The 25,208-nt window shown below is 48.9% G+C and carries 35 protein-coding genes; 34 read left to right on the forward strand and 1 reads right to left on the reverse strand.

What is annotated here, in order from left to right:
- Positions 1–12: 12 nt before the first annotated feature.
- Positions 13–360, reverse strand: coding sequence for a helix-turn-helix domain-containing protein (locus ABIE48_RS04015; protein ID WP_192716543.1), 348 nt, complete (start codon positions 358–360; stop codon positions 13–15).
- Between the two features lie 165 nt (positions 361–525).
- On the opposite strand from ABIE48_RS04015, the gene ABIE48_RS04020 reads away from it, so the two are divergent.
- The 34 genes from ABIE48_RS04020 to ABIE48_RS04185 all read left to right on the forward strand — a co-directional run bounded on the left by ABIE48_RS04020 (position 526) and on the right by ABIE48_RS04185 (position 25,189).
- Positions 526–774 carry a helix-turn-helix domain-containing protein gene (locus tag ABIE48_RS04020; RefSeq protein WP_354518336.1) on the forward strand — a complete coding sequence of 83 codons (249 nt, stop codon included), beginning with the start codon at positions 526–528 and terminating at the stop codon, positions 772–774.
- Positions 775–793: 19 nt separating this feature from the next.
- Positions 794–1,039 carry a hypothetical protein gene (locus ABIE48_RS04025; RefSeq protein WP_192716544.1) on the forward strand — a complete coding sequence of 82 codons (246 nt, stop codon included), beginning with the start codon at positions 794–796 and terminating at the stop codon, positions 1,037–1,039.
- A 21-nt stretch (positions 1,040–1,060) separates the two neighbouring features.
- Complete coding sequence (locus tag ABIE48_RS04030; RefSeq protein ID WP_192716545.1) at positions 1,061–1,303, forward strand: hypothetical protein; 243 nt, start codon at positions 1,061–1,063, stop codon at positions 1,301–1,303.
- A 103-nt stretch (positions 1,304–1,406) separates the two neighbouring features.
- Complete coding sequence (locus tag ABIE48_RS04035) at positions 1,407–1,922, forward strand: helix-turn-helix domain-containing protein (RefSeq protein WP_192716546.1); 516 nt, start codon at positions 1,407–1,409, stop codon at positions 1,920–1,922.
- Positions 1,923–1,932: 10 nt separating this feature from the next.
- Positions 1,933–2,214, forward strand: coding sequence for a hypothetical protein (locus ABIE48_RS04040; RefSeq protein WP_192716547.1), 282 nt, complete (start codon positions 1,933–1,935; stop codon positions 2,212–2,214).
- Positions 2,192–2,494, forward strand: a complete 303-nt coding sequence (locus tag ABIE48_RS04045) for a hypothetical protein (RefSeq protein WP_192716548.1) — start codon at positions 2,192–2,194, stop codon at positions 2,492–2,494. The genes ABIE48_RS04040 and ABIE48_RS04045 overlap by 23 nt, the downstream gene beginning before the upstream one ends.
- A 33-nt stretch (positions 2,495–2,527) precedes the next feature.
- Complete coding sequence (locus ABIE48_RS04050) at positions 2,528–3,304, forward strand: DnaD domain protein (RefSeq protein ID WP_354518338.1); 777 nt, start codon at positions 2,528–2,530, stop codon at positions 3,302–3,304.
- On the forward strand, positions 3,291–3,635 hold the full coding sequence (locus ABIE48_RS04055; RefSeq protein WP_192716550.1) for a replicative helicase loader/inhibitor: 345 nt from the start codon (positions 3,291–3,293) through the stop codon (positions 3,633–3,635). The genes ABIE48_RS04050 and ABIE48_RS04055 overlap by 14 nt, the downstream gene beginning before the upstream one ends.
- Positions 3,604–4,956: a replicative DNA helicase gene (gene dnaB / locus ABIE48_RS04060; protein WP_192716551.1), complete on the forward strand. Its 1,353-nt coding sequence runs from the start codon at positions 3,604–3,606 to the stop codon at positions 4,954–4,956. The genes ABIE48_RS04055 and dnaB overlap by 32 nt, the downstream gene beginning before the upstream one ends.
- Positions 4,953–5,132, forward strand: a complete 180-nt coding sequence (locus ABIE48_RS04065) for a hypothetical protein (protein WP_192716552.1) — start codon at positions 4,953–4,955, stop codon at positions 5,130–5,132. Before dnaB ends, ABIE48_RS04065 begins: the two co-directional genes overlap by 4 nt.
- A 193-nt stretch (positions 5,133–5,325) precedes the next feature.
- Positions 5,326–6,516: a DNA cytosine methyltransferase gene (locus ABIE48_RS04070; protein ID WP_192716553.1), complete on the forward strand. Its 1,191-nt coding sequence runs from the start codon at positions 5,326–5,328 to the stop codon at positions 6,514–6,516.
- Positions 6,510–6,878, forward strand: a complete 369-nt coding sequence (locus ABIE48_RS04075; protein WP_192716554.1) for a hypothetical protein — start codon at positions 6,510–6,512, stop codon at positions 6,876–6,878. The genes ABIE48_RS04070 and ABIE48_RS04075 overlap by 7 nt, the downstream gene beginning before the upstream one ends.
- The gene (locus tag ABIE48_RS04080; RefSeq protein ID WP_192716555.1) at positions 6,860–7,081 is read left to right on the forward strand and encodes a hypothetical protein; all 222 of its coding nucleotides are present in this window, start codon (positions 6,860–6,862) and stop codon (positions 7,079–7,081) included. Before ABIE48_RS04075 ends, ABIE48_RS04080 begins: the two co-directional genes overlap by 19 nt.
- A gap of 102 nt (positions 7,082–7,183) precedes the next feature.
- A complete protein-coding gene (locus ABIE48_RS04085) occupies positions 7,184–7,582 on the forward strand; it encodes a hypothetical protein (RefSeq protein ID WP_192716556.1) in 399 nt (132 codons plus the stop codon).
- Positions 7,583–8,061: 479 nt separating this feature from the next.
- Entirely contained in the window at positions 8,062–8,607 is a 546-nt protein-coding gene (locus ABIE48_RS04090) for a tyrosine-type recombinase/integrase (RefSeq protein ID WP_192716557.1), read from the forward strand.
- Positions 8,608–8,990: 383 nt separating this feature from the next.
- Positions 8,991–10,181 carry a hypothetical protein gene (locus tag ABIE48_RS04095; protein ID WP_192716558.1) on the forward strand — a complete coding sequence of 397 codons (1,191 nt, stop codon included), beginning with the start codon at positions 8,991–8,993 and terminating at the stop codon, positions 10,179–10,181.
- A 260-nt stretch (positions 10,182–10,441) separates the two neighbouring features.
- On the forward strand, positions 10,442–11,149 hold the full coding sequence (locus ABIE48_RS04100) for a nuclease-related domain-containing protein (RefSeq protein ID WP_192716559.1): 708 nt from the start codon (positions 10,442–10,444) through the stop codon (positions 11,147–11,149).
- A 381-nt stretch (positions 11,150–11,530) separates the two neighbouring features.
- Complete coding sequence (locus ABIE48_RS04105; RefSeq protein ID WP_354518343.1) at positions 11,531–11,719, forward strand: HNH endonuclease; 189 nt, start codon at positions 11,531–11,533, stop codon at positions 11,717–11,719.
- A gap of 153 nt (positions 11,720–11,872) precedes the next feature.
- Positions 11,873–12,406, forward strand: a complete 534-nt coding sequence (locus ABIE48_RS04110) for a phage terminase small subunit P27 family (RefSeq protein ID WP_192716561.1) — start codon at positions 11,873–11,875, stop codon at positions 12,404–12,406.
- On the forward strand, positions 12,406–14,139 hold the full coding sequence (locus ABIE48_RS04115) for a terminase large subunit (RefSeq protein WP_354518345.1): 1,734 nt from the start codon (positions 12,406–12,408) through the stop codon (positions 14,137–14,139). The genes ABIE48_RS04110 and ABIE48_RS04115 overlap by 1 nt, the downstream gene beginning before the upstream one ends.
- Positions 14,132–14,320, forward strand: a complete 189-nt coding sequence (locus tag ABIE48_RS04120; RefSeq protein WP_192716562.1) for a hypothetical protein — start codon at positions 14,132–14,134, stop codon at positions 14,318–14,320. Before ABIE48_RS04115 ends, ABIE48_RS04120 begins: the two co-directional genes overlap by 8 nt.
- Before the next feature lie 8 nt (positions 14,321–14,328).
- The gene (locus ABIE48_RS04125; RefSeq protein WP_192716563.1) at positions 14,329–15,609 is read left to right on the forward strand and encodes a phage portal protein; all 1,281 of its coding nucleotides are present in this window, start codon (positions 14,329–14,331) and stop codon (positions 15,607–15,609) included.
- A gap of 22 nt (positions 15,610–15,631) precedes the next feature.
- Positions 15,632–16,210 carry an HK97 family phage prohead protease gene (locus tag ABIE48_RS04130; RefSeq protein WP_354518348.1) on the forward strand — a complete coding sequence of 193 codons (579 nt, stop codon included), beginning with the start codon at positions 15,632–15,634 and terminating at the stop codon, positions 16,208–16,210.
- 45 nt (positions 16,211–16,255) lie between these two features.
- The gene (locus ABIE48_RS04135; RefSeq protein WP_192716564.1) at positions 16,256–17,440 is read left to right on the forward strand and encodes a phage major capsid protein; all 1,185 of its coding nucleotides are present in this window, start codon (positions 16,256–16,258) and stop codon (positions 17,438–17,440) included.
- Between the two features lie 58 nt (positions 17,441–17,498).
- Positions 17,499–17,705: a hypothetical protein gene (locus ABIE48_RS04140; RefSeq protein WP_192716565.1), complete on the forward strand. Its 207-nt coding sequence runs from the start codon at positions 17,499–17,501 to the stop codon at positions 17,703–17,705.
- 12 nt (positions 17,706–17,717) lie between these two features.
- The gene (locus ABIE48_RS04145; RefSeq protein WP_192716566.1) at positions 17,718–18,281 is read left to right on the forward strand and encodes a phage gp6-like head-tail connector protein; all 564 of its coding nucleotides are present in this window, start codon (positions 17,718–17,720) and stop codon (positions 18,279–18,281) included.
- On the forward strand, positions 18,281–18,592 hold the full coding sequence (locus ABIE48_RS04150; protein WP_192716567.1) for a hypothetical protein: 312 nt from the start codon (positions 18,281–18,283) through the stop codon (positions 18,590–18,592). Before ABIE48_RS04145 ends, ABIE48_RS04150 begins: the two co-directional genes overlap by 1 nt.
- Positions 18,592–18,990, forward strand: a complete 399-nt coding sequence (locus ABIE48_RS04155) for a hypothetical protein (RefSeq protein WP_192716568.1) — start codon at positions 18,592–18,594, stop codon at positions 18,988–18,990. Before ABIE48_RS04150 ends, ABIE48_RS04155 begins: the two co-directional genes overlap by 1 nt.
- Entirely contained in the window at positions 18,990–19,364 is a 375-nt protein-coding gene (locus tag ABIE48_RS04160; RefSeq protein WP_192716569.1) for a minor capsid protein, read from the forward strand. Before ABIE48_RS04155 ends, ABIE48_RS04160 begins: the two co-directional genes overlap by 1 nt.
- 13 nt (positions 19,365–19,377) lie before the next feature.
- On the forward strand, positions 19,378–19,920 hold the full coding sequence (locus tag ABIE48_RS04165) for a hypothetical protein (RefSeq protein WP_192716570.1): 543 nt from the start codon (positions 19,378–19,380) through the stop codon (positions 19,918–19,920).
- 55 nt (positions 19,921–19,975) lie between these two features.
- On the forward strand, positions 19,976–20,374 hold the full coding sequence (locus ABIE48_RS04170; RefSeq protein ID WP_192716571.1) for a hypothetical protein: 399 nt from the start codon (positions 19,976–19,978) through the stop codon (positions 20,372–20,374).
- A 56-nt stretch (positions 20,375–20,430) separates the two neighbouring features.
- Complete coding sequence (locus tag ABIE48_RS04175; RefSeq protein WP_192716572.1) at positions 20,431–20,667, forward strand: hypothetical protein; 237 nt, start codon at positions 20,431–20,433, stop codon at positions 20,665–20,667.
- 3 nt (positions 20,668–20,670) lie between these two features.
- Positions 20,671–24,660: a phage tail tape measure protein gene (locus ABIE48_RS04180; protein WP_192716573.1), complete on the forward strand. Its 3,990-nt coding sequence runs from the start codon at positions 20,671–20,673 to the stop codon at positions 24,658–24,660.
- Entirely contained in the window at positions 24,653–25,189 is a 537-nt protein-coding gene (locus ABIE48_RS04185; protein WP_192716574.1) for a phage tail domain-containing protein, read from the forward strand. Before ABIE48_RS04180 ends, ABIE48_RS04185 begins: the two co-directional genes overlap by 8 nt.
- Positions 25,190–25,208 lie beyond the last annotated feature (19 nt).

A 25,208-nucleotide genomic window follows, 5' to 3' on the forward strand; every position in this document is an offset into this window, starting at 1 on the left:
TCTGGCTTAAGTTTAATTTTGTTTACGCGCTTGCTCCGCTGCTCTTCTTTTCATCTCTCGGTATCGTTTGAGAGCGGCCTCCATTTCTTCGATTTCATCAGATGTGTATTTATCAGGACCGCCAAAAAAGGAGATGTTTGATTCATCCTCGTTTGGTTTATCGGTTCGACCAAGTAGATAATCACTTGTGACTTCAAAAAAGTCAGCAAATTTATTCATTTCCGTATCTTCTACTGGACGTTTACCCGCCTCGATTCTTGATAAAACACTATTGTTAATCCCTAATTTGCTTGCGAGATCAAGTTGAGTAAGCCCAGCTTGTTCCCTCAATTTTTTGATGCGGTCTCCGGCTACGGACATTACAAAAATTCACCGCCTTTTCTGATTCAGCAATAATATATTAGCATTTTTCTAAATCAGAAAAAATGATTTTGCTAAATTAACAAAAATAATATTGACTTTTCTATTTTAGCAAAGTATATTTAAAACAACAGGTTTTGCTATTTTAGCAAAGGGGGTGCTTGAATGAAGACAACTAAATCAGTAAGTCTGGAGGCAATGAATTTAGAATTCGTAAAACGCCGTCGGCTTGCTCTTGATTTATCTCTGCAAGAAATGGCTGATGCAATGGGTTTGAAGAATGCATCGACATACATGAAGTATGAGGATGGGACCTATAGCTTGAAGGCCAATCATTTGCCTATTTTAGCAAAAAAGTTGAAATGCAGCATTGGAAATTTTTTTGAGCGTGATTTTGCTAAAATAGCAAAATAAATCCGGAGGAGGAAGGTCAATGGTTGTCCCCCAACGTGCACCGCATATAGATAATCCCGGGAGGGATGCTCAGGTGCCAAAAACTAATTTGCCTCTGCCAGAGGCCAACATCGTTGAGACATACAGCATCGGGGAAAGCAAGGTTCATATTTGCGATAACTACATGGCTAAAACCCCTGAAGAGATCAACAAGGTCGTTATGGATATGCACGAAAAGGCTTGGGCAATTATTCGAGATATTCAGGAAAAAGGAGGGGCCGTCTAGGCTTCCCGGAGGTGGACAAGCATGAAATTTGGTTGGCGACGCGAGTCGTCCCGAGCAGCATGTATATCGGCAACTGTCACACGCTCCATTTTGAAAAGTATTGATGTAGAAGTGGCGCTTGAGCTGTCACTCCCCATGTATGCATTAAACCCTGAGTCAATTTCTAAGATTGAACACAAGCGTCTGGTAAGAGAATCACACAAGGAATTGTTAAAGGTTAAAGAAAGAGCCGTCAGAGCGGTACCAGCTGCCAACGGCGGTTGAGGGGAATGGGAAATAAGGGGAAGGTCTTGCTTACAAATAAATCATATACCAGCCTCTTGTCCTAAAGCATCCCAATAAATGGACAAAGGAGACGAAGCAAACAATGGCAATCGGACCATTCGGACCAGCATTAGAGGAAGTTCTTAAACGTAAAGGCGTGACCAGAGGCCAAGTCGGGGCTGCTGCCCATGTCGATGGCTCCTTGATCGGTAAAATCGTGAAAGGCACACGGAAACCATCAAACGAGGTTATGTCCTCAACGGTTGAACATTTTGATGACGGGCAGCTCTACATAGCAGCCGCCGGCGAGGTAACCAAAGGGGCCTTTATCCCTTGGCTAAACAATGTGGATTTACATAGATCAAGTGTCCATCTAAAAACCATGGAAGAGCTGAGCGAAGCGATGGAGTCTTTACAGAAAGCGCCCATAACGAAGACCAAGGAACAGCTTGGTGAAGCTGATTTGAAACAGATCAAGCTTGCCATGATGGAGTGCGTCGAGGCGATCACAGCACTGACCCATTACGTCGCGGTTCTATGCAAGGAATACTGCTTTTCTTGGATGAGCGTTTGGAAAGAACACAGGGCGTACCTGAAGTCCAAAAAATACTTGAAGTGAGGTGTAAGGCATGAAATATGATTTCAAAGCTGCACGAAAACAGATTGAGGAATTGACTCTGATGTATCGATGGTTGAATTACAGGGGCTTGCTGAATGAGCATAACGTAAATTTTTTGCTGGAAGGCATCAACGAACTGGAACAAGAAATTGCGGCGGCAAAAGAAAAAATGGCAGCCCGGCACGGCCACCATTTTTCGGAACAAGACAAAAACTTTGTTAACCACATTATACCGTTTTCTCAATACGACAACAAGGAGGAATCTTTGCATGAGCACGCTCACGGGCTTTGATCGGTATTGGGACAGCCTTCTATATCTGTTCAAGAATCACCCCAAGCTATCGCAGTATCTGACCTCGAAGTACATCGATATTACAGGAGCGACCGTGCATGTTCGCAAGCTGAGAGAATCCGCCAAAGCATGGTCGTCTTCGGAAAAATTCATTCTTGATTTGGCTCTTCATTTGTTTAATCCAAGCAACAAGGTCGATATGTCGGGCATGGATCGTCTTGATGACAAAAATAAAAAGTTGGCTTTCGACGCCCTTCAGATCCGGTTCCTTCGGAGGTAGGGCGTCCGATTCAGCCCCTCAGAGGTGAGCAATTTGGATTTCATAGCGGAAATGACTGCCTTTACTGATTGGCTCGAAACAAACCCATTGGAGCCATCCGCACAAACTTTGTGGGTTCACCTGATGGTGATTGCAAATAAGAGCGGATATCCAGAGTGGTTTGCGGTAGCCAATCCCCTCTTGCAGGCTAAGGCAGGCATTTCAGAAAACACTCTGACAAAGCATAGGAACACGTTAATTCAAAAAGGCCGCATTGAGTACAAGCCCCAAGGGAAACAGAAGGCAGGCAAATATCGAATGATTCCTCTTACCTCAAATATTGCGGTAAACCATGAGGTAAAACCTGCGGTAAACCGTGAGGTAAAAGGTGAGGCAAAAGGTTCAGCATTATTTAAAGATCTTTATTCTTCTGCTTCTACTTCTGCTGAGCCGGCGCCCTATGAATCATTTTATGAAGCGCACAAGAGAGTATTTGGCTTTGAGTGCAATCCATTTCAAGCACGAAATTTGGCCGTATATATCGACCAGGATGGCATGGAGGAGTCCGTGGTTATCCGGGCAATGGAACGCGCAGCCCTAGCAGCAAAGGGCTACAGGTTTAACCTGATTACCAAGATTTTAGACGACTACTTCCGGTCCAATTGCAGAACGCTTGCGGAAGCCATTGCCCTGGACGAGCAGTACGAGGCGGCTAAGACGAATCAAACTGTAGTTCGAGAGCTGCCTGATCGTCGAGGGAAAAAGCAACAGCAGGCGCTTGAGGATTTACGAAGACGAGCAAGGGAGGAACGACAGCGTGAACAGAGCTGAAGTAATCGACCTATTCATCGAAATCAAGCAAGAGTATCCGCAATTCAACGACAGTGATGAAGAGATTGATCGTCACTTGAAATATCTTAAAGATTTCCCATTTGAAGCTGCTTTGCGTAATGTCGAGCTGCACATAAAGACAACGAAATGGCCGCCCGGGATCTCAGATATCCGGGGTAGGATCGGGGAGCAGTTGGAGAAACAGCGGATGGAAACAGAGACGAGCACCTATTTTGAAAAACTCGACTCTTGGAGAAATGGAGCCGCGCCGCCGCCGGCCGGGTTAAAGGAGGCACTATATGCAAAGCTTCGAAAAAATGATGGGGATTGAGATGCCGCACAGCCCTGACGCTGAGGCGTCAGTCCTGGGAGCTATCCTTATCGATGCATCGGCACTGGAAACCGCCTCAGCGCTCCCTTTAGAGGCTTTTTACAACAAAGCCCACCAATTTATCTTCGAAGCAGCTACGGAGCTAGGAGAGGCCAGTGAGCCCGTCGACATCGTTACCTTGTCCCAACGATTGGACCAGAAGAAATACCTAACCGATGTAGGCGGGGTTCAATACCTTACGAGGCTGGCTAAATCCGTTCCAAGCGCTGCAAATGTGGAATATTACGCCGACATCCTGAAGGAAAAACATATGCTCCGGCAGGTCATCCAAGAAGGAATGAATCAGATCCGGGAGGCGGCGGAAAACGGGAACGCCCAGACAGCCATCGCACAAATGCAGGTTGCCGCAACGCGCCTGTCGGATCAGTCAGCACCCGCCAAAGAGTTCAAAAAGGTCCGGGACGTTGCCATGCAGGTGTACGAAAACTTCGAGGAACGATACTCGAACAAGGACAACGGCGGGTTAACAGGTGTAGGTAGTGGCTTCAAAGATCTGGACCTGATGACGTCCGGTTTCCAGAAAAGCGACTTGATTATCGTGGCGGCACGGCCATCAGTCGGAAAAACCGCATTCGCTTTGAATATCGCCCAGAACGTCGCGGTGAGGGGAAAGGAAACGGTAGCCGTATTCAGTCTTGAAATGTCGGCAGAGCAGCTTGTCCAGCGTATGGTTAGTGCTGAAGGGAATATTGACGCAAGCAAATTACGGACGGGGCATTTTGAAATAGGGGATTGGGAAAAGACAGCGACGGCAGTAAGTTACATAGGTGAATCCAATATTTTCATTGATGATACTCCCGCCTTAACCGTACATGAGATTCGAAATAAGTGCCGGCGACTGAAGCAGCAAGAAGGACTTGATCTTGTAATTATCGACTATCTGCAACTCATTTCCGGTAGCAACAAGCGCGGTGAAAATCGTCAGCAGGAAGTGTCTGAAATATCCCGGACGCTAAAGCAAATGGCGCGAGAGCTCGAAGTTCCGGTAATCGCTCTATCCCAGCTTAGCCGGGGAGTGGAGCAACGCCAGGACAAGCGTCCAATGATGTCCGATCTTCGGGAGTCTGGATCGATCGAGCAGGACGCCGACATCGTGGCCTTCCTATACAGGGACGACTACTACAACCAGGATAGCGAAAAGAAGAACATCATCGAGGTCATCCTTGCAAAACAGCGTAACGGCCCAGTAGGCACCGTGGAGTTGGTATTCCTAAAGAACTTCAATAAATTCGTGAACTATGATCGGGGGCATGCATCGTGACGAGAAACGATAAATGGACCGTGTACGAATACCTGAAGACCCGGACGCTGGCGACCGGGCACATTCCGACCCGGCAGGAGCTTGATGCCGAATTTGTTGGGATTGACCCGGAAGAGGTTGAGGACGGCATTCAGGAGTTCACATCCAGAATAAGCCGATGGGCTGAGGCTATATAAATCGAACCCGGTTTACCACAGAATAACCTTCCATATCACTTGCGATTCTTAACGCTAAACAGTCCACCAATTATAACTATGCTTGCAACCAAAACAAGCCAATATGCAATACCCAAATCAATCAACTCCTTTATATACAAAACGCAATGAATTCCAAATAGTTACATTTTAGAACAGGAGGGGATAAAAACAAATGAGGAAGCTTAGCCTTTTCAATGGGATCGGTGGAATAGATTTGGCAGCACATTGGGCCGGTATGGAGACGGTAGCATTTTGCGAACGAGAGCTGTTTCCTCAGAAGGTGCTGAGAAAGCACTGGCCCAACGTTCCAATATATGACGATGTAAGTACATTAACAGCCAAAAGGCTAGAGGAGGATGGAATCATTGGCCCAGGTAGAACAATTGACGCTATTTCCGCAGGATACCCTTGCCAGCCTGAGAGTACTGCCGGGAAGCGAAAAGGCAAGGAAGATGACCGCTGGCTCTGGCCAGAAGTTCGCAGACTCATTAAGGAGATCAGACCCCGTTGGTTTATTGGTGAAAATGTGTTTGGGCACGTCTCTTTGGGGCTCGACACTGTGCTATCTGACTTGGAAGACGACGGCTACACCGCAGAAGCGATTGTTATTCCGGCTGCTGCCGTCGGTGCACCGCACAGAAGAGACAGGGTCATCGTTTTGGGGTACACCGAGTGCATCAGATGCTGTAGGGAGTCACGGGGGCGGACAGGGAAAGTCACTAAGGACAGACATCTCGAACTGGAAAAAGGGGTTATGGGCAACTCCACAAGCAAGGGATTTCAGGAGTGGAGACAACCCGAGCTCTCCCCGTCAAGACAGAAAACACGAACATGGATGGAGCCAGAATTTGAACGATCAGGTGAGGATGTGGCCGACACCAAGAGCGAACGATCCCGAAAAGAGAGGGAACATCAATGCAGAAGATCCGAGGAATGGTTTGCCGGGGGCGGTGAGGCTTTGGCCTACCCCGCAAGCGTCGGACAACAGGGACAGAGGGAATCTTTCAAATCCTACAATTCGACGCAGAGTGGAGAAGGGAAAGCAAGTGAATCTCTCAATGTGTGCATCAGAACAGAGCGGACAATTGAATCCAGACTGGGTGGAGTGCTTGATGGGCTTTCCAGTTGGGTGGACCAATATCGATGGCCTGCAGGTATAGGGCAACCACAATTTGATTGGGAGCCACCAAGAGTTGCAACTGGTGTTAAAGATCGTGTGGGCCGGCTGAAGGCTTTGGGGAATGCCGTTAACCCAGTTCAAATTTACCCAGTCCTAGCAGCCATTAAGGCAATTAACGATGAATTATCAAGGATGGAGGCATATTCCTGCCTCTATCCAGAACAGGAGGGTACAAGTTGGTAGTGAAGTCAGTTGTTCCAGATGTTAATAATATTGAATTAAATCGCTTGATGAGACGCATTTTTGAACAATACGACTTATGTAAAAGGATACCGGGGAATCCGGAACGTGACAGCTATGTTTTGGCTGTAGAGTCAGCCGTGGGGCGCCTTGCATCAAGAGAAAAAGAACTGATCTCAAAACGATACATGAATGACTTCTACTGCAGTGACAAAGTGGTATTCGAAACACTCCTTGACCGTCCAATATCCAAGGACACTTACACCATAATCAGAAACCGAGCTTTTGCGACAATGTTCTTTTGTTTCTGTGAGCAAGGGTTATTACTACCGGAGGAGGAGAAAGCATGTCTGGCAATACCGTAAGGGCTCAAACGTATTGGGTATGGACCCAGAAGGCAGCAAATAAAAACCCGCGATATTCCAAGGTTGGGGAGCCAGTTTGGCCCCATTATCTTCAAGCAGCGCCGGCTGAATGGCTCGAACAAGGGTTGATTGCTGACTCCACTGCAAAGGAGGTGATGAAGGAAGGGCAGGTCGACCTATTCGACTTTCCCGGGGTAATATGATTGGACACAAAAAGAATCCACCGCAGTGATTTGGCCGTCGCACGGTGGACTCAAACAAATGTTCCTCTCATTAAATTATACCAAATGAGGGGAATGAGGGGAATGTTATTGGCAGAAAAATCATGGGAGCAAGGGGAGCTCTTTCCGTCAGTTACGGCTGCTGATAAGTTGTTCACGCGCAAGCTTTTAGAGAACTACATGAAGAACAAGCAGATGGTAGAAGCATTTGCCCAGAAGTCCACTTTGACAGAGCAAAAGCAGAAGGTCTACTTGCTAAGAAAGGAAGAAGTCGAAAATATAGAACTGGCTTTCAACTTGATCCAAGACCCGGAAATAAAACGTGTTATCGAGCACAGGTATTTCAAGATCAGACGTTATAAAGAAACGGTCATTTTCTATCGGGGAAAAATGAGCGATAGCACTGTAGATCGTTACATTGATAAAGGTGTAGAAGCTATTGCAGACAGCCTGAAATTGTGGGGATTCCTTCCCAAAAAGTGAGGGTAATCCGGTGGTACCATGACGGCGTTCTGACAGTGACTAAGGGATACAGTAGACACAGGTAAATCTTACCTGGGTACATGTCTACTGCCCCTTATCGCTGTAGGCGCTCGGCTGTGCTGTGGGTCATATCATATGACCTTAGACGTGAATCGTCAAGGGTGCGGACTGTGGGGATGCGGTTAAGAGCACCGCAATTTTATATTATGGCCTTCATGGTATCTACAGGTTCGAATCCTGTTAAGGCCGGTCAAAATTCTCTTCATATCCTTTTTTTGTTGCCATCCGGTTAACGGGTGGCTTTTTCTTATCCCGCCCCATAGGAGGTGCTGAGTTGTGAATCAAGACAAGCCGTTAGTAAAGCAGCCATTAAAATGCAGAGGATGTGTATGGGGCAAATGGGAGGCATCTGCTCAGTTCTGCTCCAAACCTAATGATTTATGTGCCAAGGGCTCCATGCCCAAAGTAGGTGATAAGGGATGAAATTCGTTCAACCCTTCCGGGATCCCGAAATCATCGCAGCCATAAAGAAAGATTTGCTAAACCGGAAGAATCTGCGTAATTACATATTATTTGAAGTCGGTATAAATACTGGACTTCGTATTTCGGATATATTGCAATTGAGGGTCAGAGACCTGAAGCAAAAGTATTTGTACATGACCGAGATTAAAACCGGAAAACAGAAGACATTCGAAATGAATCCTACGGTACGACGTGGGCTGCTGGATCTCCTTCAGGATCGGGACGATGACGAATACCTTATCCGAAGCCGTGAAGGCGTGAATAAGCCGATCACCCGAAACATGGCTTACAAGATCCTTCGTTCGCTTGGAGAGAAATACAAGGTAAACGGAATTGGCACCCATTCACTCCGAAAGACGTATGGCTATTTCTTTTACAAAAAGACCGGTGATATTGCCATGCTGCAGAAAATCTTTAACCACTCAGACCCAGCGTTCACACTGCGGTATATCGGAATCGTTCAGGATACCATTAACGCAGCAACCCGCAGTTTTAGGGTTTAGTTATTCAAAACGAGACATAGTCTGAATTCATTTAGGGGAAATCCTGAAAACCAAGCAGGCCAACGGATACACAGCGTTCAGCAATTATTCACTATATAAGATATGGATAATTCATAGAGCAGAGGAGAATGGTTATGAATTATGAGCAGTTCCAAAAAGCTGTCGAGGAAAAGATTGAGGAGGGTAGAGCCTGTCCAAGACCTATAAGGAGGCAAGGTATGTGATCCAGAGCACTGCCGAGAATGTTTCGCTGAATCAAACTGCTTGTATAAATTGAGCCGCTAACGGTGCGGTACAGTTTATGTTACAGTATTCAAAAATCTGTTTCTAAATGGTTCCTATTTCTATAATCTGTGTTATTATTTTAGGAAGAATTACCCAAAATGATAAAACAGGTGGTCTATATGACGGATATATTTGAAGCAGAAAATGTTAATGATTCTGAATCCTCTTACAAAAAGTTATTAACATCTACGATATCTGAAGGATACCCAAAGTATATGCAAGACAGCTTACTAAAAAAAATGGAGAAGGGAGAGGTTTTGCTTTTAAAAAAAGGGAAGAAGACACCTCGAGGCAAAGACATCCTTGATCTATCAGAGGTAGAAAGTACGATTGAGCAACTTTCACTGGCTATTGACCGTGAACAGAAAGCAGTAAAGCATATCGAGCGGAACGAATTTTACAAATCGTATAAATACGCTGCAGTATTTCATGTAGATCAAATAAATGAAGATCTAATTAAGGACTTACAAGATAAAGGGGAAATTAACGACTTTTTAAGTCCTAGTTATAATCATGATTTCTCTACAAATATATTACAAGGTGTTGCCAAACCAACTAGTCTGGTGATTGAGAATGTTTTCATGTTTAAGTTTAGTAAAGTTCTAAGTGGTCATATTCCCGGATCGGAAGAGAAAAAACAAATCAAATACCCTATTCTGGGTATTTATTTTAAGCACATGAATATCCTTGAAGTGAGATTGGATAGCGCAGGTGCGATTTATAGACCAACTGATTTATTCTATGAATCACAAATTGACTCTGTTCTAGATTGGTTTGAAAGAAAACTTCAGGCTTCTTTTACACCAGTTAATTTCCCTCCAGTTATTGAATACATTAAAAAAAATAAGCAAGCCGAAGTTGTAGTAGATGCTCAATCAATGAGTTTCCAAAAAGGCGGAAAGGCTATACTTGAAAATGGAATCAATGAAAATTACGTTCTTCCTTTACTCGGTGAATTGAAGGAATTGATAAGAGCTAATCAAGAACTTTTTGATAACAATCCAGAAATAAAAAAGTTACTTGAAACCTTCGTCACTGAAACCGAAACTCTCGCGGACTTACCATGGATTACTTTAGTTTGGAAAAGCGACAAGACCAAAGTAAAGTTCAAGTTCGGTGTCACAGATGAAGATTATACAATATTACAGTATTACGGTCGTCATTCTGAGATGGAGAAGATGAATTATGTCACCGAGTATATTATTGAAAATCAAAAAGAGCTTAGAGAAATCGAAAAAGATAACGCCGAGCAAACTAGAGACCTTACTCTCGATAATCAGTTCGTATAAACAAGGAAATTATATCTACCCAGGCGCATTAATAAGACATCTAGATATCCCGATGAGTGAAGTATATAGCATCTTAGAAACCATAAAGGATCTTGGGATAATAAGACCACATTACGAGTTATACTGTAGAGCTTGCAGGAGATTTACAGGGATTGGATACGAAACAATTAACCAACTGCCACAATATGTTGAGTGCGAAGAATGTATGACTGAATTAGATCCGATTAATGACAGCATAGTTATTTACAAGGTGGTTTCTGATGAGTGACTTCGGGCTTACAGCTAAAGAATATTTCTTAAGTCAATTTGCTGATGAGAAAAAGAGGTTTAGAGAAATCACCAGACTTGATGAAAAAGACAAACATGAATATAAAGTTCTTCTTGAAGAGCTAATCAATTTACACGAAGGATCAGGTAAAGCATCTACAGCGGATAAGGGAAAAGCTCTAGAGAATTTGGTGACATTTCTCCTTGAAAAATCCAGTGTGTTTGACGTGTATAAGAATATAAGGAATACCACCAATGAAATTGACCATCTTCTCGAGCTAAATTATATTGGAAAAAGACTAAAGGAGTTTATTCCTCTTCCTGGGGAAATGTTTCTCTCGGAATGTAAGAACTATAATAAAAAAATCAGTGTAACATGGGTTGGAAAGTTCTATACACTTCTTGCCTCAAATCAATCTAAGAGTGGTCTTCTTTTTTCTTACTATGGGCTTGCCGGGAGTAATTGGAATTCAGCAACCGGATTAACGAGGAAAGTATTCTTGCTTAGGGAGAAACTAGAGGATCGTACATATATTATCGATATCAATATTAAGGATTTCAAAGCGATAGAGCAAGGTAAGAGTTTGCTGGAAATTATTGATTCAAAAATGAAAGCACTAAGAATCCAGACAAACTTCGATAAATTCCTTGAGGAAAAACACCCTGCTTTATTAGAAAATTCAGATGATGAAGCTGATTAGTCGCCTTTAGAGGCGACTTGGGAAACTATGTGATATTAGCGCGAGGCACTGCAGGTCGGGAAAAAGTATTATGGATACTGAAAGAAATATTAAAATAAGCAAGGATGAACAGTCGCATTTATGCGGCTGTTTTCTGTTTTATTGAAGTGTCGACAAAAGCTTAGGAGTGATGAAGACATGCCAACCAAACCTAAACGTCCATGTGTCCATCCTGGTTGTAGGGAACTAACCACCGATGGTAACCGCTGCCCTGTTCACAAGAAAGAGCAGAGGCAGTACGAGGACCGAAATCGAGAGACAGCGACGCAAAGAGGGTATGACAGCAAATGGAGGTCTGCCCGGGCCGGGTACCTAAAGAAGCATCCATTGTGTGCGCACTGCATGAATGAGGGGCAGCTGACGGAGGCAACCGTGGTCGACCATATCATTCCGCACAAAGGTGACAAAGCGTTATTCTGGGACAGCGAAAACAACTGGCAGCCCCTTTGTAAAAGGCATCATGATATCAAGACCGCAACAGAGGATGGCGGATTTGGCAGACCAACGCAGACGAACGGAAAGGACCCTTAGAGACATCTTGCAACTCGGACTCGCGAATGGTCACTCGCATCCTCCGAGGGGGAGGGGCGGGGTGAGAATTTTGCGAGGGTAGGGACAAAACCGGATGGGTCCTCTTGTATGAACAAAATTCCCTAAATGAAATTTCGGAAAGGGGGCGATTCGATGGCGAGACCGCGGCAGCCGATTGATTTGCTTTTGTACAAGGGAAAGAAAAATCTGACCAAACAAGAAATTGAAGAACGCAAGGCAGCTGAAATCAAAGCTCCAGCTGATAAAATTCGGGCGCCGTCGTATTTGCCGAAGGACCTGCGCCGGGATTTCAAAAAAATATCGGATGATCTGATCGAGATTGGCATCATGTCAAATTTGGATGTGGATGCCCTGGCTCGGTATCTGATATCGAGAAAAATGTACCTGCAGGTCACGGATGAGCTCCTGAAACGTTCGCCGATCGTTCAATATGAAAAGGACGAATACAACGACGTGGAAGGGGAGCATATACCAAATACGACCCTGATCGAGTCGGTGAGTGGCGTTTATGCCGATTTGCTGCTGAACCAGGACAAGCTGTTTAAACAGTGCCGGCAGGCGGCCAGTGATCTGGGTCTGACGATCTCCTCCCGTTGCAAGCTGGTTGTTCCTCAAAAAGAGGAGCAGGAGAAAACCGGGTTTGATGAAAGGTTCGGGGATGTGTAGTGATCAAGCAATATTTGATCGACTACTCCCGGGATGTCATCGATGGGCATGTGGTCGCCTGTAAGAAACATATTTGGGCATGCATGCGGTATTTGCGGGATATTGGCAGGGAGAACACGGATGAGTTCCCGTATGTATTCGACGAAGACAAGGCCATGCGCTTTTTTGAGTGGATGCACCTGTTTCGGCATACAAAGGGGGTACTCAAGGGTCAAAGGCTGGTGCCTCATGACATCCAGTATTTCATTTTCGGCAATATTTACGGTTGGGTGCATCGGGAGACGGGCTATCGCCGGTTCAAGTACGGCTATTGGCAGGTAGGTCGGAAAAACGCCAAGTCGCAAAGCTTGGGCGTTTCCGGATCTTACGAAAGTGCAGCCATGGGCGAGGATATGGCGGAGGTTTACTGCACGGCCACCAAAAAGGACCAGGCCAAAATCGTCTGGAACGAAATCGACGTCATGATCGAGCGCTGCCCGGAGCTGAAAGGCAAGTTCAAAACCTCTTACGGCGTCATCAATCATCTCAAGAGCCGGTCCATTATCAAGCCGCTCAGTAAAGAGGACGGCAAAAAGGGCGATGGATTCAGCCCGCAGTGCGGAATCGTAGACGAATATCATGCCCATGAAACGACAGAGATGTATGATGTTATCGATTCGGGGATGATTGCACGCCCGCAGCCCCTCATGATGATTATTACGACCGCTGGCAAGAACTTGAACAGCCCTTGCTACCGGATCGAATACGAAATGGTCTCCAGGTTGCTCAATCCAAGTGACCCCATGGAGAATGATGACTACTTCGCCATGGTCAATGAGCTGGATAAAGACGATGATGGCAACCTGATCGACGATATTACGGATGAATCCGTATGGGAAAAAGCAAACCCGATTGCCTGTTCCTACCCGGAAGGAAAGGAAAACATCCGCAAGCGCCTGCGGAACGCCTTGAATGCGCCGGAGAAAATGGAAGACTTCTTGACGAAGAACATGAACGTCTGGATCAACGGCGGGGAGAAGAAATACATGCCGATGGATGCCTGGGCAGCGTGCGGGACCGACGAGCCGCCGGACATCAAGGGGCTGGAGTGTTACGCGGGCGTGGACATGTCGATGAAAACCGACTTGTCATCCGTGGTCTTCGAATTTCCGCTGCCTGACGGAAAGTTCTATCTACTGCATTGTTCTTTCATGCCGGAAGACACGCTGCAGCGGAAGAAGAAAACGGACAAAGTGCCGTATGATATGTATATCAAGAAGGGCTGGCTGGTGATCACGCCGGGGCCGGTCGTCGATCAGAAGTGGATCGAGGATTGGATCGAGAAGAAGTCCAAAGAAATGGGATTTGTGGTTAAGGAAATATGTTATGACCCATACCAGGCGACGCAATTTGCGCAAAATATGGCCGCCCAAGGCCATGTCATCGTGGAAATCAGACAGGGAATTCAGACCCTCTCGGAGCCGATCAAGAATTTCCGGGAATTGGTCCTGCAGAAGAAGATCATTCACGGCAAGGACCAGCTGCTCACCTGGGCCATGGGGAACGCAGTTCTTAAGGTGGACCCGAAAGAAAATGTCCTGCTGGATAAGCAGAAGTCAACAAACCGCATCGACCCGGTGGCCGCGGCCATTGACGCGCATGTCCGGGCTTCCTTGGCTCTTCCGGAAATTGATGTTTCGGAGTTTGCCGAGGATGATATGTTAAAAAAACTGTGGGGGCTTAAAAATGAATAGAATATGGAAGTTCCTGCGCGACTATGCGGAGGATTTTTTGATTTCTGCCGGCTTGATCTTCATTATCTCCGCCACCTTCAGGTTAAGTACAACTGCCGGCTTGTACTGTATCGGAGGAGCACTGGTTGCTGTGGGCGTTGTGCTGGCCCGTATGGCGCGTCAGCCGCCCAGGGGGAGGTGAAGGTGTAAATGCTATTTAGAAAAGCCATGGAGAAGCGCAGCGCCCCGGAAACGGTCGATCTCAACGACCGCCGGCTTTTGGAGATGCTTGGCATTGAAGTCGGGGATGTGAATGTACGCGGAAAAGGCGCGCTTCGCGTTGAAACCGTATACGCCTGCATCCGAATCCGGTCCGAATCGGTAGCCAAGCTGCCGCTCAAAGTGTACCAGGAAGACGATGACGGCATTCAAAAGGTAGCGAGGCATGAGCTGTACAGCCTCCTGAAACTGCGGCCCAATCCGTATATGTCGGCCTTTGACTTCTGGAAATGCATCGAGGCGCAAGGGAGTATCTATGGAAACTCGTACGCCTACATCGATTTCAACCGCAGAACCGGGAAGGTGGCTGGGCTTTGGCCGGTGGATGCCAGCAAAGTGAGGATTATGGTCGATGATGCAGGGATCTTGGGGGATTGGATTAACAGCCGCAGCCGCCTTTGGTATGAAATTGATATCGGTAACGGCCTAAAGCGGAAGGTCATGCCGGATGCCATGCTCCATTTTAAAAACGGGATCACTTTGGACGGCATCGTGGGAATATCGCCGATTGACTACTTACGATCCACCGTTGAAAATGCGGCATCCGCCGGAAAGTTCATCAATAACTTTTACAAAAACGGGCTACAGACCAAGGGACTGATTCAATATTCCGGCACCTTGGACGAACCGGCGAAAAGAGTGTTCCGGGAAAACTTTGAGAGTATGTCCTCCGGTCTGAGCAACAGTCACAGGATTTCATTGCTGCCGATCGGCTATCAATTTACGCCGATCAGTTTGAACATGGCGGATGCGCAGTTTCTGGAAAACACGGAATTGACGATTCGGCAATTGGCGGCGGCTTGGGGCATTAAAATGCACCAACTCAACGACCTGTCCAAGGCAACGCATACCAATATCGAGCAGCAACAGCAGCAATTTTATACGGATACCCTGCAGGCGATTCTCACCATGTACGAGCAGGAAATGACGTTTAAATTGTTCAGCCAAAGCGAGCTGGATGCGGGGCACTATGCGAGGTTCAATGTCGACGCCATCCTCCGCGCGGATATCAAAACCAGATTCGCAGCGTACAAGGAAGCGATTCAAGGCGGCTTCATGTCGCCTAACCAGGCGCGGGCCAAAGAGGAATGGGAGCCACTTGAGGGCGGGGATCAATTGATTGTTAACGGCAACATGATTCCTTTGACCATGGTAGGCAAGCAGTATGTGAAAGGGGGTGAAGGAACTGGAGAAGAGTCCAAAGACACATGAACCTGAACAAAGAGCTGTCCCGGTGAGCTTGGAGATCCGGCAGACCGAGGGCGACAGCGAGAAACGAACCATTACGGGGTCTATCAAATATGACTCCGAATCCCAGGTCATGCGGGATTGGTATGGTGACGAATTTGTCGAGGTGATTGCCCCGGGTGCGTTCTCCGAGTTTATGCGGGAGAACAACACGATTTCGTTATGGTGCCATCGGACGGATCAAATTCTCGGAAATACGAAGTCCGGCACCCTGCGGCTATTTGACGGAGCCGCCGAGCTGCGCTTTGAACTGGACCTGCCGAACAGCAGCTGGGGGAACGATGCCTATGAAAGCATCCAAAGAGGGGACGTCGACGGCGTTTCGTTCGGGTTTAATATCCGCACGAACGGGGACCGCTGGTCAAAAATTGAGCGTGACGGGAAGCAGCTGTATAAGCGGACCGTGCTGAATGCGACCCTGCCCGAGATTTCAATGACACCCTTTGCAGCCTATCCGGAAAATGAGGTTTCCGTTCGCTCCCTTGAAGAATTTAAAGCGGAGGAGAAGCGTTCGCTGCATGAATACCGGAAACGGATGTTGGCCTTGGAGCTCGATCTCTCTTGATCGACTCCTTTTTTGTGACCAAAACTAACCCTATGGAGGTACCCAATGACAAAAGAATTGCGCGCGCTGCTGGAGCAGCTGGATAACATGAAAGCCGAAGTTCGTTCCCTGATGGGGCAGGACAAGGTGGATGAAGCCGAAAAACGGATGAACGACGTCCGGGCTCTGCAGAAAAAAATCGAGGTCCAGCGGTCACTGGAAGATGACGAAGAACGCGATTATAACCCCGGTCGTGAATTTGAGGACGAAAAACGGGACAAGCGCAGCGAGGACGAGCTGGAAAATGAGTACCGAAGCGTATTCATGAAGGGCATCCGCCGCCGCAGCATTTCAACCGATGAGCGGAGCATCATCCGTGAATATGAGCAGCGTGCCGTCATGCACGAGGGCGGGGCGACGGGCCAGCCGGATGGGGACTCCGGTTTGATTGTGCCCAAAGATATTCAAACCAAAATCAATACGGTCATTCGATCGTTCAACGACCTGTCCCAATACGTCAACGTGCAAAACGTGACCGCCTTGTCGGGCAGCCGGGTCCTGGAGAAAAACGAGGACATGACTCCGTTCCAGTTGGTCGAGGAGTACGGCTTGATTCCGGAAACGGATAACCCGAAATTTAACTTGATTTCATACAGTGTCAAAAAACGGGCGGGTATTCTGCCAATCACGAACGAACTGCTTTCCGATTCCGATCAGAACATTCTGAACTACATTACCGATTGGATCGGGCGTAAAGCGGTCGTCACGCGCAACCTGCTGATCACAGGTCTGCTCAACACCTTCACCAAAACGGCATTTGATAATCTGGACGCCGTGAAGAAGGCGATCAACGTCAGCTTGGACCCTGCGATCAGCGCCAACAGCGTGATTCTGACCAACCAGGACGGCTATAACTGGCTGGACGAGCAAAAGGACACCAACGGTCGTTATTTGCTGACCGATGACATCACGCAGGCTGGGCGCAAGCTCTTCAAGGGCCTGCCGGTTGCGGTAGCCTCCAATCGGTATTTGCCAAGCGTCGACGGCAAAGCGCCGTTTATTGTTGGCGATTTGAAGCAAGGCGTCGTGCTGTTTAACCGCAAATTCTTTGAACTGGCTTCGACCAAAGAGGGCGGGGATGCGTTCAAACGGGATACGACGGACCTGCGTACGATCATGCGGGATGACATTAAAATTTGGGATCCGGGCGCAGTCATCTATGGTCAGCTTGATGTCGCGCCGGTAGTGTAGGGGACGGGGAACCGTCCTTTTTTTTGAAAAAAATCATCCGATATGGAGGTCGTTGAGTATGGCAGCGAAGAAGGAAAAATATGAGGTTATTCAAGACTTCAGGGACAAGGACACCCAGAAGCTTTATTTGACCGGTTCAGAATATGAAACAGACAGCAAAGAACGCGCTGATTTCTTGAAAGAGCGCGGGTATTTGGCTGACATGCCAGGGGAAGATGCGGCAGAACCGGCTACCGGAAAGAAAAGCGATAAAAAAGAGGAATAGGCGGGTGGAAATATGCTCGCTACCTTAAATAAACTGAAGCCGATGCTGTACATGCCGCCGGAGGATACCACGGAGAACGAAAGGCTCACCTTTTGTCTGATGGTTGCCAGTGATGCGATCGAGGATCACTGCGGACGCAAGTTCGCCAAAGGAACCTACACGGAGCGCCGAAACGGCACGGCATCGAAGTATCTGGCCTTGCGTAACTTTCCCGTCCATTCCATCCTTGCGCTGGATGGGGATTCACGGCCCATTACCGATTACACGCTGCTCGACGATGGGATGCTGTTTCACGCCCACGGCTGGCCTCGCGGAGATTATAACATCTCGGTGACCTATGAGGGCGGATACGACTTGCCGAGCGAAGAAGCCGGTGCCCCGGCATCGAATCTCCCGTCAACAATCGAGATGGCCTGCCTGATGCTCGCCAAAATGATGTATACCGGGCAATGGGGCAAGGATACGGAACGCATTGACGGTGAATACTCGGTGACCTATACGAAGCCGGACCGGCCGGAGGACCTTCCTCCGGTGATCCAGTCCTTGTGTAGCCGCCATGTCTGGAGGCTGGGCTAATGGAGTATTGGGATCGCGTGACGATCGTCAAAAATAAAGGGGGGGACCCTTGGGCCGGCGGCAAAGAGGCAGCCGACCCCAAGGAATACCGATGCCGTATTGATTACTCCTCGCGTTTGGTGAAGGACCAGAACGGACAGGATGTGGTCAGTAATGTCCATATCCGGCTCCCCGGAGCCGTCGCCATCGAATATACGGACGAGCTGGTCTGGAGGGACCTGAACGGAACCGAGCGAAGGTCAAACCCGATTCATTACAAGGTCTCCCGGGACTTGGAGTACCGGCCGCGAATGACGGTGGTGGATCTCTGATGCTGGACATAAACATCAGCGCCTTCCTGAAGCAGCTGGACCTGGCCCAGGACAGGGTGATGAAAGGTGCGATTCGGGGTGTGGGCAGAGCGGCGAATGAATTGGCAAATGAGTCCGCCAGGCTCGCCCCAAAAGACCAAGGAGCGCTCGTAGCTTCCCGGAAAGTCACCATGGAGGTAAAAAGCGGCGTCCGTGTCACCGCAACGGTATCATATTCAGCGATTCAAAGGTCCAAATCCGGATGGAGCTTTGACTATGCGGTGTTTTTGCATGAAGCCTCCAATTGGGACCCGACCACGCCCGGGACGGGTCCCAAATTTCTGGAGCGTCCTTTGAAGGCCAGGTACCGCAGGTATCAGCAGCTCATTGCGGAAGAGATCCGAAAGGAGTTGACGTGATGATCAAGCCTAGAGCCCTGGCCGATTTCCTGCAGGAAGCGATCGCCTTTACCTTCTACGCCAACGAATTTCCGGTGAACGGCGAAGAATCGTCGGCCTATGTCCGGTTGACCGGGGGTTATGCGCCAAGCGAATGGACATCCATGGCCCATCCGTCATTCCAGGTCATTGTCCGCGGACCTGCAGCGCAAGCTGTGCAAACGGAAGCCGTGGCCGATCGTATTCATACCTTCCTCCACCAAAAACGGGAGTTTGATGTGGGGGAGGAACATATCCGTTTTTGTACAGCCGACCAGTCGAGCCCGATTTATGTGGGCCGCGATGAAAATGGTCGGCTTTTATATTCCATCAATTTCACATGCGTGATCGCATAAGGGAGGATATTATATGTCCGATAAAATCAAACTGGGTCCATGCAAAGTCGTGTTCAAAAAGGGTGCCGACGAGGTAACCATCGACAGGACAAAGGGCGGCGTCGTTTTGACATACGAAGAGACAACCCGGGAAATTACCATCGACCAAACGGGGGATACGCCGGTAGACGAGCTGATCACGAAGCGCGCCGCGAATGTCGATGTCCCCATGGTCGGTAACGATCTGGACAAGCTGAAAACCTTTATTCCGGGAGCCGAGATGGTTGTCGATAAAGACGACCCGACCAAGCGGCGGGTAGACGTATATGCCAACAAAATTATCAGCCTCATGGATTATGCGGATGTCGTCAAAATTGTTCCGCTGGCAGAGTCGGCGACGGAGGAGGACACGGTGATCCTGCGGAAGGCGGCACCGCGGGTCCAGCTCAACAATACGTACTCTTACGAGAATGAATTGGTCACCAACGTCAGTTTTAAAGGATACCCAGGGGAAGATGGCAGATTAATCAGCTTTGGCGACGATTCGGTTGTCAAAGATACCGTACCGACCGTTTAATTCAAGCAAGGCGGGGCTTCATCGCTCCGCCATTTTTCATTCAGGAGGGGAAACCATGTTTAAATTCAATCGAAATGATGATGACTTTGTTTATTTTGGCGAGCAACGGGTGGAGATCCCCAAATTAACCGTGGGGAAATGGATGGTCCTTTTTGAAAATATCGAGACGCTGCCGCAGTTGATCGTCAATGTACTCTCGACGAGGGGAACAGATCATTTCACAGCTTCCCTGATTGTGGGCATTTCACTCGCTCTGGAAGAAACGGTAATGCTGGTGGCGGGCCTTACGGGTCTTGATGAAGCGTTCATTAAGGACACGGCAGATCATAATGATTTGATCGATTTTATCATGAAAACGGTGAAAAAGAACGATTTGAGCGAAGCCGCAAAAAAGTTCCAAGCCGTGCTCGCCAAAGCAAACAAAGCGGCCGCGGCGGCCGGCGTGGTCAACTGACCCTAGAAGATTGGCTGAAGGAAGCCTCTTTACTGCTAGGTGTCTCCACGGCTGCCATGGAGGAAGAATTCTATATGGTCGATTTGCCGTCTCTCTTGCAGAAGAAAGCCCAGCAAATCGCAGAGGACCGATTGGCTCAGCTGCAAATATCCATCGCGCCCAACATGGAGGAAAAAGCGTTCAAGGAGCTGGTGGAGAATTTCGCTAGGCCTCTTGAAACGGACCAAGCAGATGATGAGGAGTTTGACGGAGCGGCACTGGCCGCCCTGCGTCTGCGGATCGAGGGGAGGTAAATCATGACGGATGCGGTGAATGTCGGCGGTGTCCAGGCGACGCTTGGTCTGGATGCCGAAGGATTCAAAAAGGGCATGGACGAAGCCAAGGCCGGGATGAAGCAGGTGACGGATGAAGCCAAGAAGTTTAACCAGGACTTCAAGGGCGTTTCCAAGTCACTGAGGGATGCCGGCGTGGATTCGAAGGGAATCCGAAAAATAAAAACCGAATTGCTTAGCTTAAAACCTGATGTTGTTGAAAAGCAGCTCGCAAATGTCGATAAGCAGCTGAAAGCCATGGGGGTCAGCAGCGAACACATTGCTCGCATAAAGCAGCAGATGCAGGGCATAGAAGATGAGGCCCAGAAGACAACGCGGAATTTCAGTAACTTGTCCACGGTGATCGGGACGATAGGGGCCGGAGCTGCGCTGAGCGGCATCATTGAGACCGTTCGGACCCTTACCCACGAAGCACAGCAGCTCAGCAACGCCTATAAAGGTCTGACTGAAGTATCCAAGTCCGTGGGGCAGAACACCCAAGAGGTGCAGAAAGCGGTGGACGATCTGGTGCAGCGCGGGTTTATGAGTGCGACTGAGGCCGCCACTGCGTTCAAAACCAGTTTGGCCGCCGGGTATGACTTGCAGCAGTCCATTCAGCTCATTAACGCTTTATCCGATGCCGCAGCCTATAACCGGGAAGCTCACCTCGGTTGGGGCGAAGCGGTGGTACAGGCCATTCAAGGGATCAAACAACAGGAATCCAGTTTGACGGACGCCGCGGGGGTAACGACGAACCTATCGGTCATGTACGATCGATACGCCGCCTCGATCGGAAAGTCCGCCGCAAAGCTGACGGATGCCGAAAAATTGCAGGCCGCCTATAACGGAATGATGCAGGAGGCATCCCTGTTTGCCGGCAATGCTGCCAGTGCGATGGATGGTTATACAGGCACCCAAGCCCATTTCAACCAAACGATTGTCACGGCCCGGCAAGAACTGGGCGCGGCTTTCATTCCCATCCTGGAAGACATCATGAAAAAGGTGGGACCGCTGATTGCGAGCTTCACCACATGGGTGACGGAGAACAAGGAATTGATCGTTGGCCTGACCGCCGGCGCAACGGCGGTGCTGGGGCTCATTACGGTTCTGGGCACGTTAGCCGTGGCCGTCGGGGCGGTTACCGCTGCGCTGGGTGCCATGAACCTGGCCATGGGGCCGATCGGCTGGACGATTACCGGGATCGCGGTCCTCACCGCAGGATTTGCAACCTACAAAGTGGCATCCGATGCGGCGTCCAAGTCAACGCTTGAATTTGCCGAGAATCAGGAGCTGCTGAATCAAAAGCTGAAGGAATCGCCGGCTAACCGGACAGCAGAAGACGTGAAGAAGCTTCAGGATGATGTGAAAACCCTGAATGATCTTCTGGAGCAGCGCGCCCAGTGGCAAGAAAGGCTGAACCAATTAAATGCGTCCGGCGGCTCGGGGGAAGTTTTCGGCGGTATGGTATCCGAGCTGGACATCGCGAAGGCGGCGGTCGAGGGGTTCGACGAAAAGCTCAAGGAACTGGACTTTGAGAATGTCGACCAGGCGAAGGATAAGCTCAAAGAAATGCGCAGCGAGCTTGAAAAATCGGTGCCGGCTTTGATTCAAGTGACAAAATCAGAGCTGCAGGATGTCGCGGCCAAGAACAGCAAAGTCCTTGAAATGGAGAAGCTGGTCAAACGGTATCAGGAGCTCGATAAGGCACAGAAATTGGATGAAGCCAAAAAGCAGGAACTCGTGACCATTACCAATACGCTGAAGGCGCAATACCCCGGGCTGAACGCTCTGATGGACGAGCAGGGCCGGATCCGGATTCAAAATATCGATACAGTAAACCAGCAAATCGGGGTTGAGAAAAGCCTGGTGTCCGCCTCCGTGGAGAGTGCCAAATCTCAGATCACGAATCTCAGAAATACGGCTGCCGCGCAGAAGGCCGCCGTGGAGGCTCAGATTAAAAACTATCAGCAGCTGGCGAGTGTGATGAGCAAAATATCCGGGAAGGCGCTGAGTATTGGAGCTTCTAGTGAAACCACTGGCGCGAAGAAGGTACTCAGCATCGTCGGCGGGATTGCCGCTGCCGGTGTGGAAGCCAATCTGAATCAGAAGATCGGCGAGAAATCAACGGAGCAAAATAAATATGCCGCGGCCGAGCTGGAGGCGGAGCGTGCTTTGGCGAATCTGACCTCCGGGAACTTGGATGCCTTCAAGTACTCAGCGCCGAACTATGGCGGTGGAGCCACCGACAGTACCAAGAAAGCCAAGACCAAAAAGGGCACCACCAAGCAAGCCAGCGGAAAGAGTGCGGCCGAAATCGCCAAGGACCAACGGAAAGAGGCTTATGATGCTGCGATGGCTACGGCTCGGTACATGGCCGAGTATTACGACCAAACCGCCGATCAGCAAATCAAGGCGCTCGAAAAAATCAAGGTGGCGCACAAGGTGCATCTGAAGGAATCCATCGAAGACGAACGGGAAATGAACCTGCAGATTAAGCACCTTCGGGAAGACAGCGCCAAGTCCAATTATGATGCCTCTACGGCATGGATCAGCCGGGAACAAAGGCGTATGGAGGAGTCGGGCGCAAGTGAAGTGAAAATCGCCCAGATGAAAGTCGAGTCATGGGAGCGCCTGCGGAACAAATACGGCAAAGAGAGTGAGTTCTATAAAAACGCAGACGATCAGCTCTATCAGGCCCGAAAGGACTTGGTCCAAGCCCAGTATAATTTTTCGGCCGAATGGATCGACAAAGAGGAGAGACGCATGGAGGAGTCCGGGAAATCCGAGATGCAAATCAACCAAATGAAGCTTGATGCCTGGACCCGTGTTCGCGATCGGTATAAGAAAGACTCGGATGAATACAAGAAGGCGGACGAGGAAGTCTACCGCGCGCAGAAGAGCCTGCTGCAGGATATGACCAAAGAGACGGAATCCTTGGTTTCCGTCCAAAAGAAAAGCATGGAAAGCGCGCTTCAGGCCGAACTGGATGCCATCGAACAGCGTAAAAAGGCTTTCGTCGACGAACAGGACGCAAAAATCAAAGCCCTAGACGATTTGATGAAGAAGGAAGATCAGGCGAATAGTGATCTTGACTATGAAGCCAAGCTGGCCGAGAAGAGAGCCCGGCAGCAGTTGTTGAGTACGGCCGTTTCACCCGAAGGTAAAAAGGAATTGGCCGACATCACCGCCGAAATTGAGCGAATGGAATTGGAGCACAGCCGGGACATTCGCCGGCGCGATCTGGAAGACCAGAAACAATCGCTTGAAGATGAAAAGGACGATCGGGAAAAAGCGTTCGATCAAGAGAAAGAGGATGCGGAAACCCGGTACCAGTTGCTCTCCGACGCTTTTGAGAACTATCAGGATAATGTGCAGGTCATCGAAGAGGCTATCAAAAACTTCCGCATTGGCGCGAATGAAGAAGCGAATCAGGCCGTTCTCAGCGGACTGGACACCTTTTTGGAGCAGTACAAGGCCAAGATGGCCTCCGTTGCTTCGATCTCGGGAGTCTCAAATCCCGACCTGGACCTTCAGGAGTATAACGCCAACAAGGACGCCTGGCAGGCGGCCAAGGAGCGCGGAGATACGGAGGAAATGGCCCGTTTATCTGCCCGGAATGAACAGCTGCGGAAGTTGTATAACATCAGCAAAGATACTGGAAAGCTGCCGAACTTTGATGTAGGTGGTATCGTTCCGGGGCCTCCTGGTGCCCCCATGCCGGCTATCGTCCACGGCGGCGAGGCGATATTTAACCAGCAGCACTTGGAAAACCTGTTTCGCTTGTTAGAGGTTCCCCGGTTGGTGCCGGTTGCGAATCCATCCAATCCGAACGGATCGGGCGATATCATTAACCACATTGATATGTCTGTGAACGGTGTGGAGCTCTCGGACAAAGCGGATATCCAGTCCCTGTATGATGAGCGTGAACAAGTCGCGCGCAGGCTTCAGACGAGGGGGGTGAAGAGCAATGCTTGATGTGTCCGTGAACGGGCAATGGCTTTGTCAGGAGCTCCCGGTAACCGTCCTTTCCAGGACCATCCCCGTCCTACCAGAGGCGGAGGAAAACAAAATAAAGCTGGCCGGTTCAGATGGGGAGTTGGATTTTGGCAGCACGTACGGGACTCGAATCATCCGATTGAGTCTTTTTATTTTGGACGACTATCATCGGACGGTGGCAAAGCTCGCTGCGATATTTAACATTAGACGCGAAAAACTGGAAGTTCGTTTCTCCGACATTCCAGGCCGGAGGTATGTCGCCCAGTTTCGGGGGACGATGGATTTTGATGCGTCATCCGTGAACAGGCAGTTGGATATCCCATTAAAGATGTACGATCCCTTTCCAGACAGTGACGAGCGTGTGGAAGAGGTGACCATTACACGAGTGCCTGAAGTCATTGCCATTGACTCAGATGGAGACGTGCGGGCCAATCCGATCATTACCCTGACGAATACAGGGACGAATACCATTCGAAGCTTCAAAATCACAAACGAGTATAAAATATAAATTCAAAGCGAGGGTGTGT

Origin of the sequence: Paenibacillus sp. OAE614, from assembly GCF_040546645.1 — a bacterium.
In the GTDB taxonomy this organism is placed as follows: Bacteria; Bacillota; Bacilli; order Paenibacillales; family Paenibacillaceae; genus Paenibacillus_AQ; species Paenibacillus_AQ favisporus.

Excerpts from the sequence above, each read along its gene's own strand:
- ABIE48_RS04185 (WP_192716574.1), top strand. The coding sequence starts at position 24,653 with ATGCTTGATGTGTCCGTGAACGGGCAATGGCTTTGTCAGGAGCTCCCG.
- ABIE48_RS04120 (WP_192716562.1), top strand. The coding sequence starts at position 14,132 with ATGAATAGAATATGGAAGTTCCTGCGCGACTATGCGGAGGATTTTTTG.
- ABIE48_RS04165 (WP_192716570.1), top strand. The coding sequence starts at position 19,378 with ATGTCCGATAAAATCAAACTGGGTCCATGCAAAGTCGTGTTCAAAAAG.
- ABIE48_RS04045 (WP_192716548.1), top strand. The coding sequence starts at position 2,192 with ATGAGCACGCTCACGGGCTTTGATCGGTATTGGGACAGCCTTCTATAT.
- ABIE48_RS04150 (WP_192716567.1), top strand. The coding sequence starts at position 18,281 with ATGGAGTATTGGGATCGCGTGACGATCGTCAAAAATAAAGGGGGGGAC.
- ABIE48_RS04070 (WP_192716553.1), top strand. The coding sequence starts at position 5,326 with ATGAGGAAGCTTAGCCTTTTCAATGGGATCGGTGGAATAGATTTGGCA.
- ABIE48_RS04085 (WP_192716556.1), top strand. The coding sequence starts at position 7,184 with ATGTTATTGGCAGAAAAATCATGGGAGCAAGGGGAGCTCTTTCCGTCA.
- ABIE48_RS04100 (WP_192716559.1), top strand. The coding sequence starts at position 10,442 with ATGAGTGACTTCGGGCTTACAGCTAAAGAATATTTCTTAAGTCAATTT.
- dnaB (WP_192716551.1), top strand. The coding sequence starts at position 3,604 with ATGCAAAGCTTCGAAAAAATGATGGGGATTGAGATGCCGCACAGCCCT.
- ABIE48_RS04160 (WP_192716569.1), top strand. The coding sequence starts at position 18,990 with ATGATCAAGCCTAGAGCCCTGGCCGATTTCCTGCAGGAAGCGATCGCC.
- ABIE48_RS04025 (WP_192716544.1), top strand. The coding sequence starts at position 794 with ATGGTTGTCCCCCAACGTGCACCGCATATAGATAATCCCGGGAGGGAT.
- ABIE48_RS04175 (WP_192716572.1), top strand. The coding sequence starts at position 20,431 with ATGGAGGAAGAATTCTATATGGTCGATTTGCCGTCTCTCTTGCAGAAG.
- ABIE48_RS04105 (WP_354518343.1), top strand. The coding sequence starts at position 11,531 with ATGAATGAGGGGCAGCTGACGGAGGCAACCGTGGTCGACCATATCATT.
- ABIE48_RS04040 (WP_192716547.1), top strand. The coding sequence starts at position 1,933 with ATGAAATATGATTTCAAAGCTGCACGAAAACAGATTGAGGAATTGACT.
- ABIE48_RS04155 (WP_192716568.1), top strand. The coding sequence starts at position 18,592 with ATGCTGGACATAAACATCAGCGCCTTCCTGAAGCAGCTGGACCTGGCC.
- ABIE48_RS04095 (WP_192716558.1), top strand. The coding sequence starts at position 8,991 with ATGATAAAACAGGTGGTCTATATGACGGATATATTTGAAGCAGAAAAT.
- ABIE48_RS04110 (WP_192716561.1), top strand. The coding sequence starts at position 11,873 with ATGGCGAGACCGCGGCAGCCGATTGATTTGCTTTTGTACAAGGGAAAG.
- ABIE48_RS04090 (WP_192716557.1), top strand. The coding sequence starts at position 8,062 with ATGAAATTCGTTCAACCCTTCCGGGATCCCGAAATCATCGCAGCCATA.
- ABIE48_RS04135 (WP_192716564.1), top strand. The coding sequence starts at position 16,256 with ATGACAAAAGAATTGCGCGCGCTGCTGGAGCAGCTGGATAACATGAAA.
- ABIE48_RS04145 (WP_192716566.1), top strand. The coding sequence starts at position 17,718 with ATGCTCGCTACCTTAAATAAACTGAAGCCGATGCTGTACATGCCGCCG.
- ABIE48_RS04125 (WP_192716563.1), top strand. The coding sequence starts at position 14,329 with ATGCTATTTAGAAAAGCCATGGAGAAGCGCAGCGCCCCGGAAACGGTC.
- ABIE48_RS04035 (WP_192716546.1), top strand. The coding sequence starts at position 1,407 with ATGGCAATCGGACCATTCGGACCAGCATTAGAGGAAGTTCTTAAACGT.
- ABIE48_RS04170 (WP_192716571.1), top strand. The coding sequence starts at position 19,976 with ATGTTTAAATTCAATCGAAATGATGATGACTTTGTTTATTTTGGCGAG.
- ABIE48_RS04020 (WP_354518336.1), top strand. The coding sequence starts at position 526 with ATGAAGACAACTAAATCAGTAAGTCTGGAGGCAATGAATTTAGAATTC.
- ABIE48_RS04080 (WP_192716555.1), top strand. The coding sequence starts at position 6,860 with ATGTCTGGCAATACCGTAAGGGCTCAAACGTATTGGGTATGGACCCAG.
- ABIE48_RS04030 (WP_192716545.1), top strand. The coding sequence starts at position 1,061 with ATGAAATTTGGTTGGCGACGCGAGTCGTCCCGAGCAGCATGTATATCG.
- ABIE48_RS04140 (WP_192716565.1), top strand. The coding sequence starts at position 17,499 with ATGGCAGCGAAGAAGGAAAAATATGAGGTTATTCAAGACTTCAGGGAC.
- ABIE48_RS04015 (WP_192716543.1), bottom strand. The coding sequence starts at position 360 with ATGTCCGTAGCCGGAGACCGCATCAAAAAATTGAGGGAACAAGCTGGG.
- ABIE48_RS04180 (WP_192716573.1), top strand. The coding sequence starts at position 20,671 with ATGACGGATGCGGTGAATGTCGGCGGTGTCCAGGCGACGCTTGGTCTG.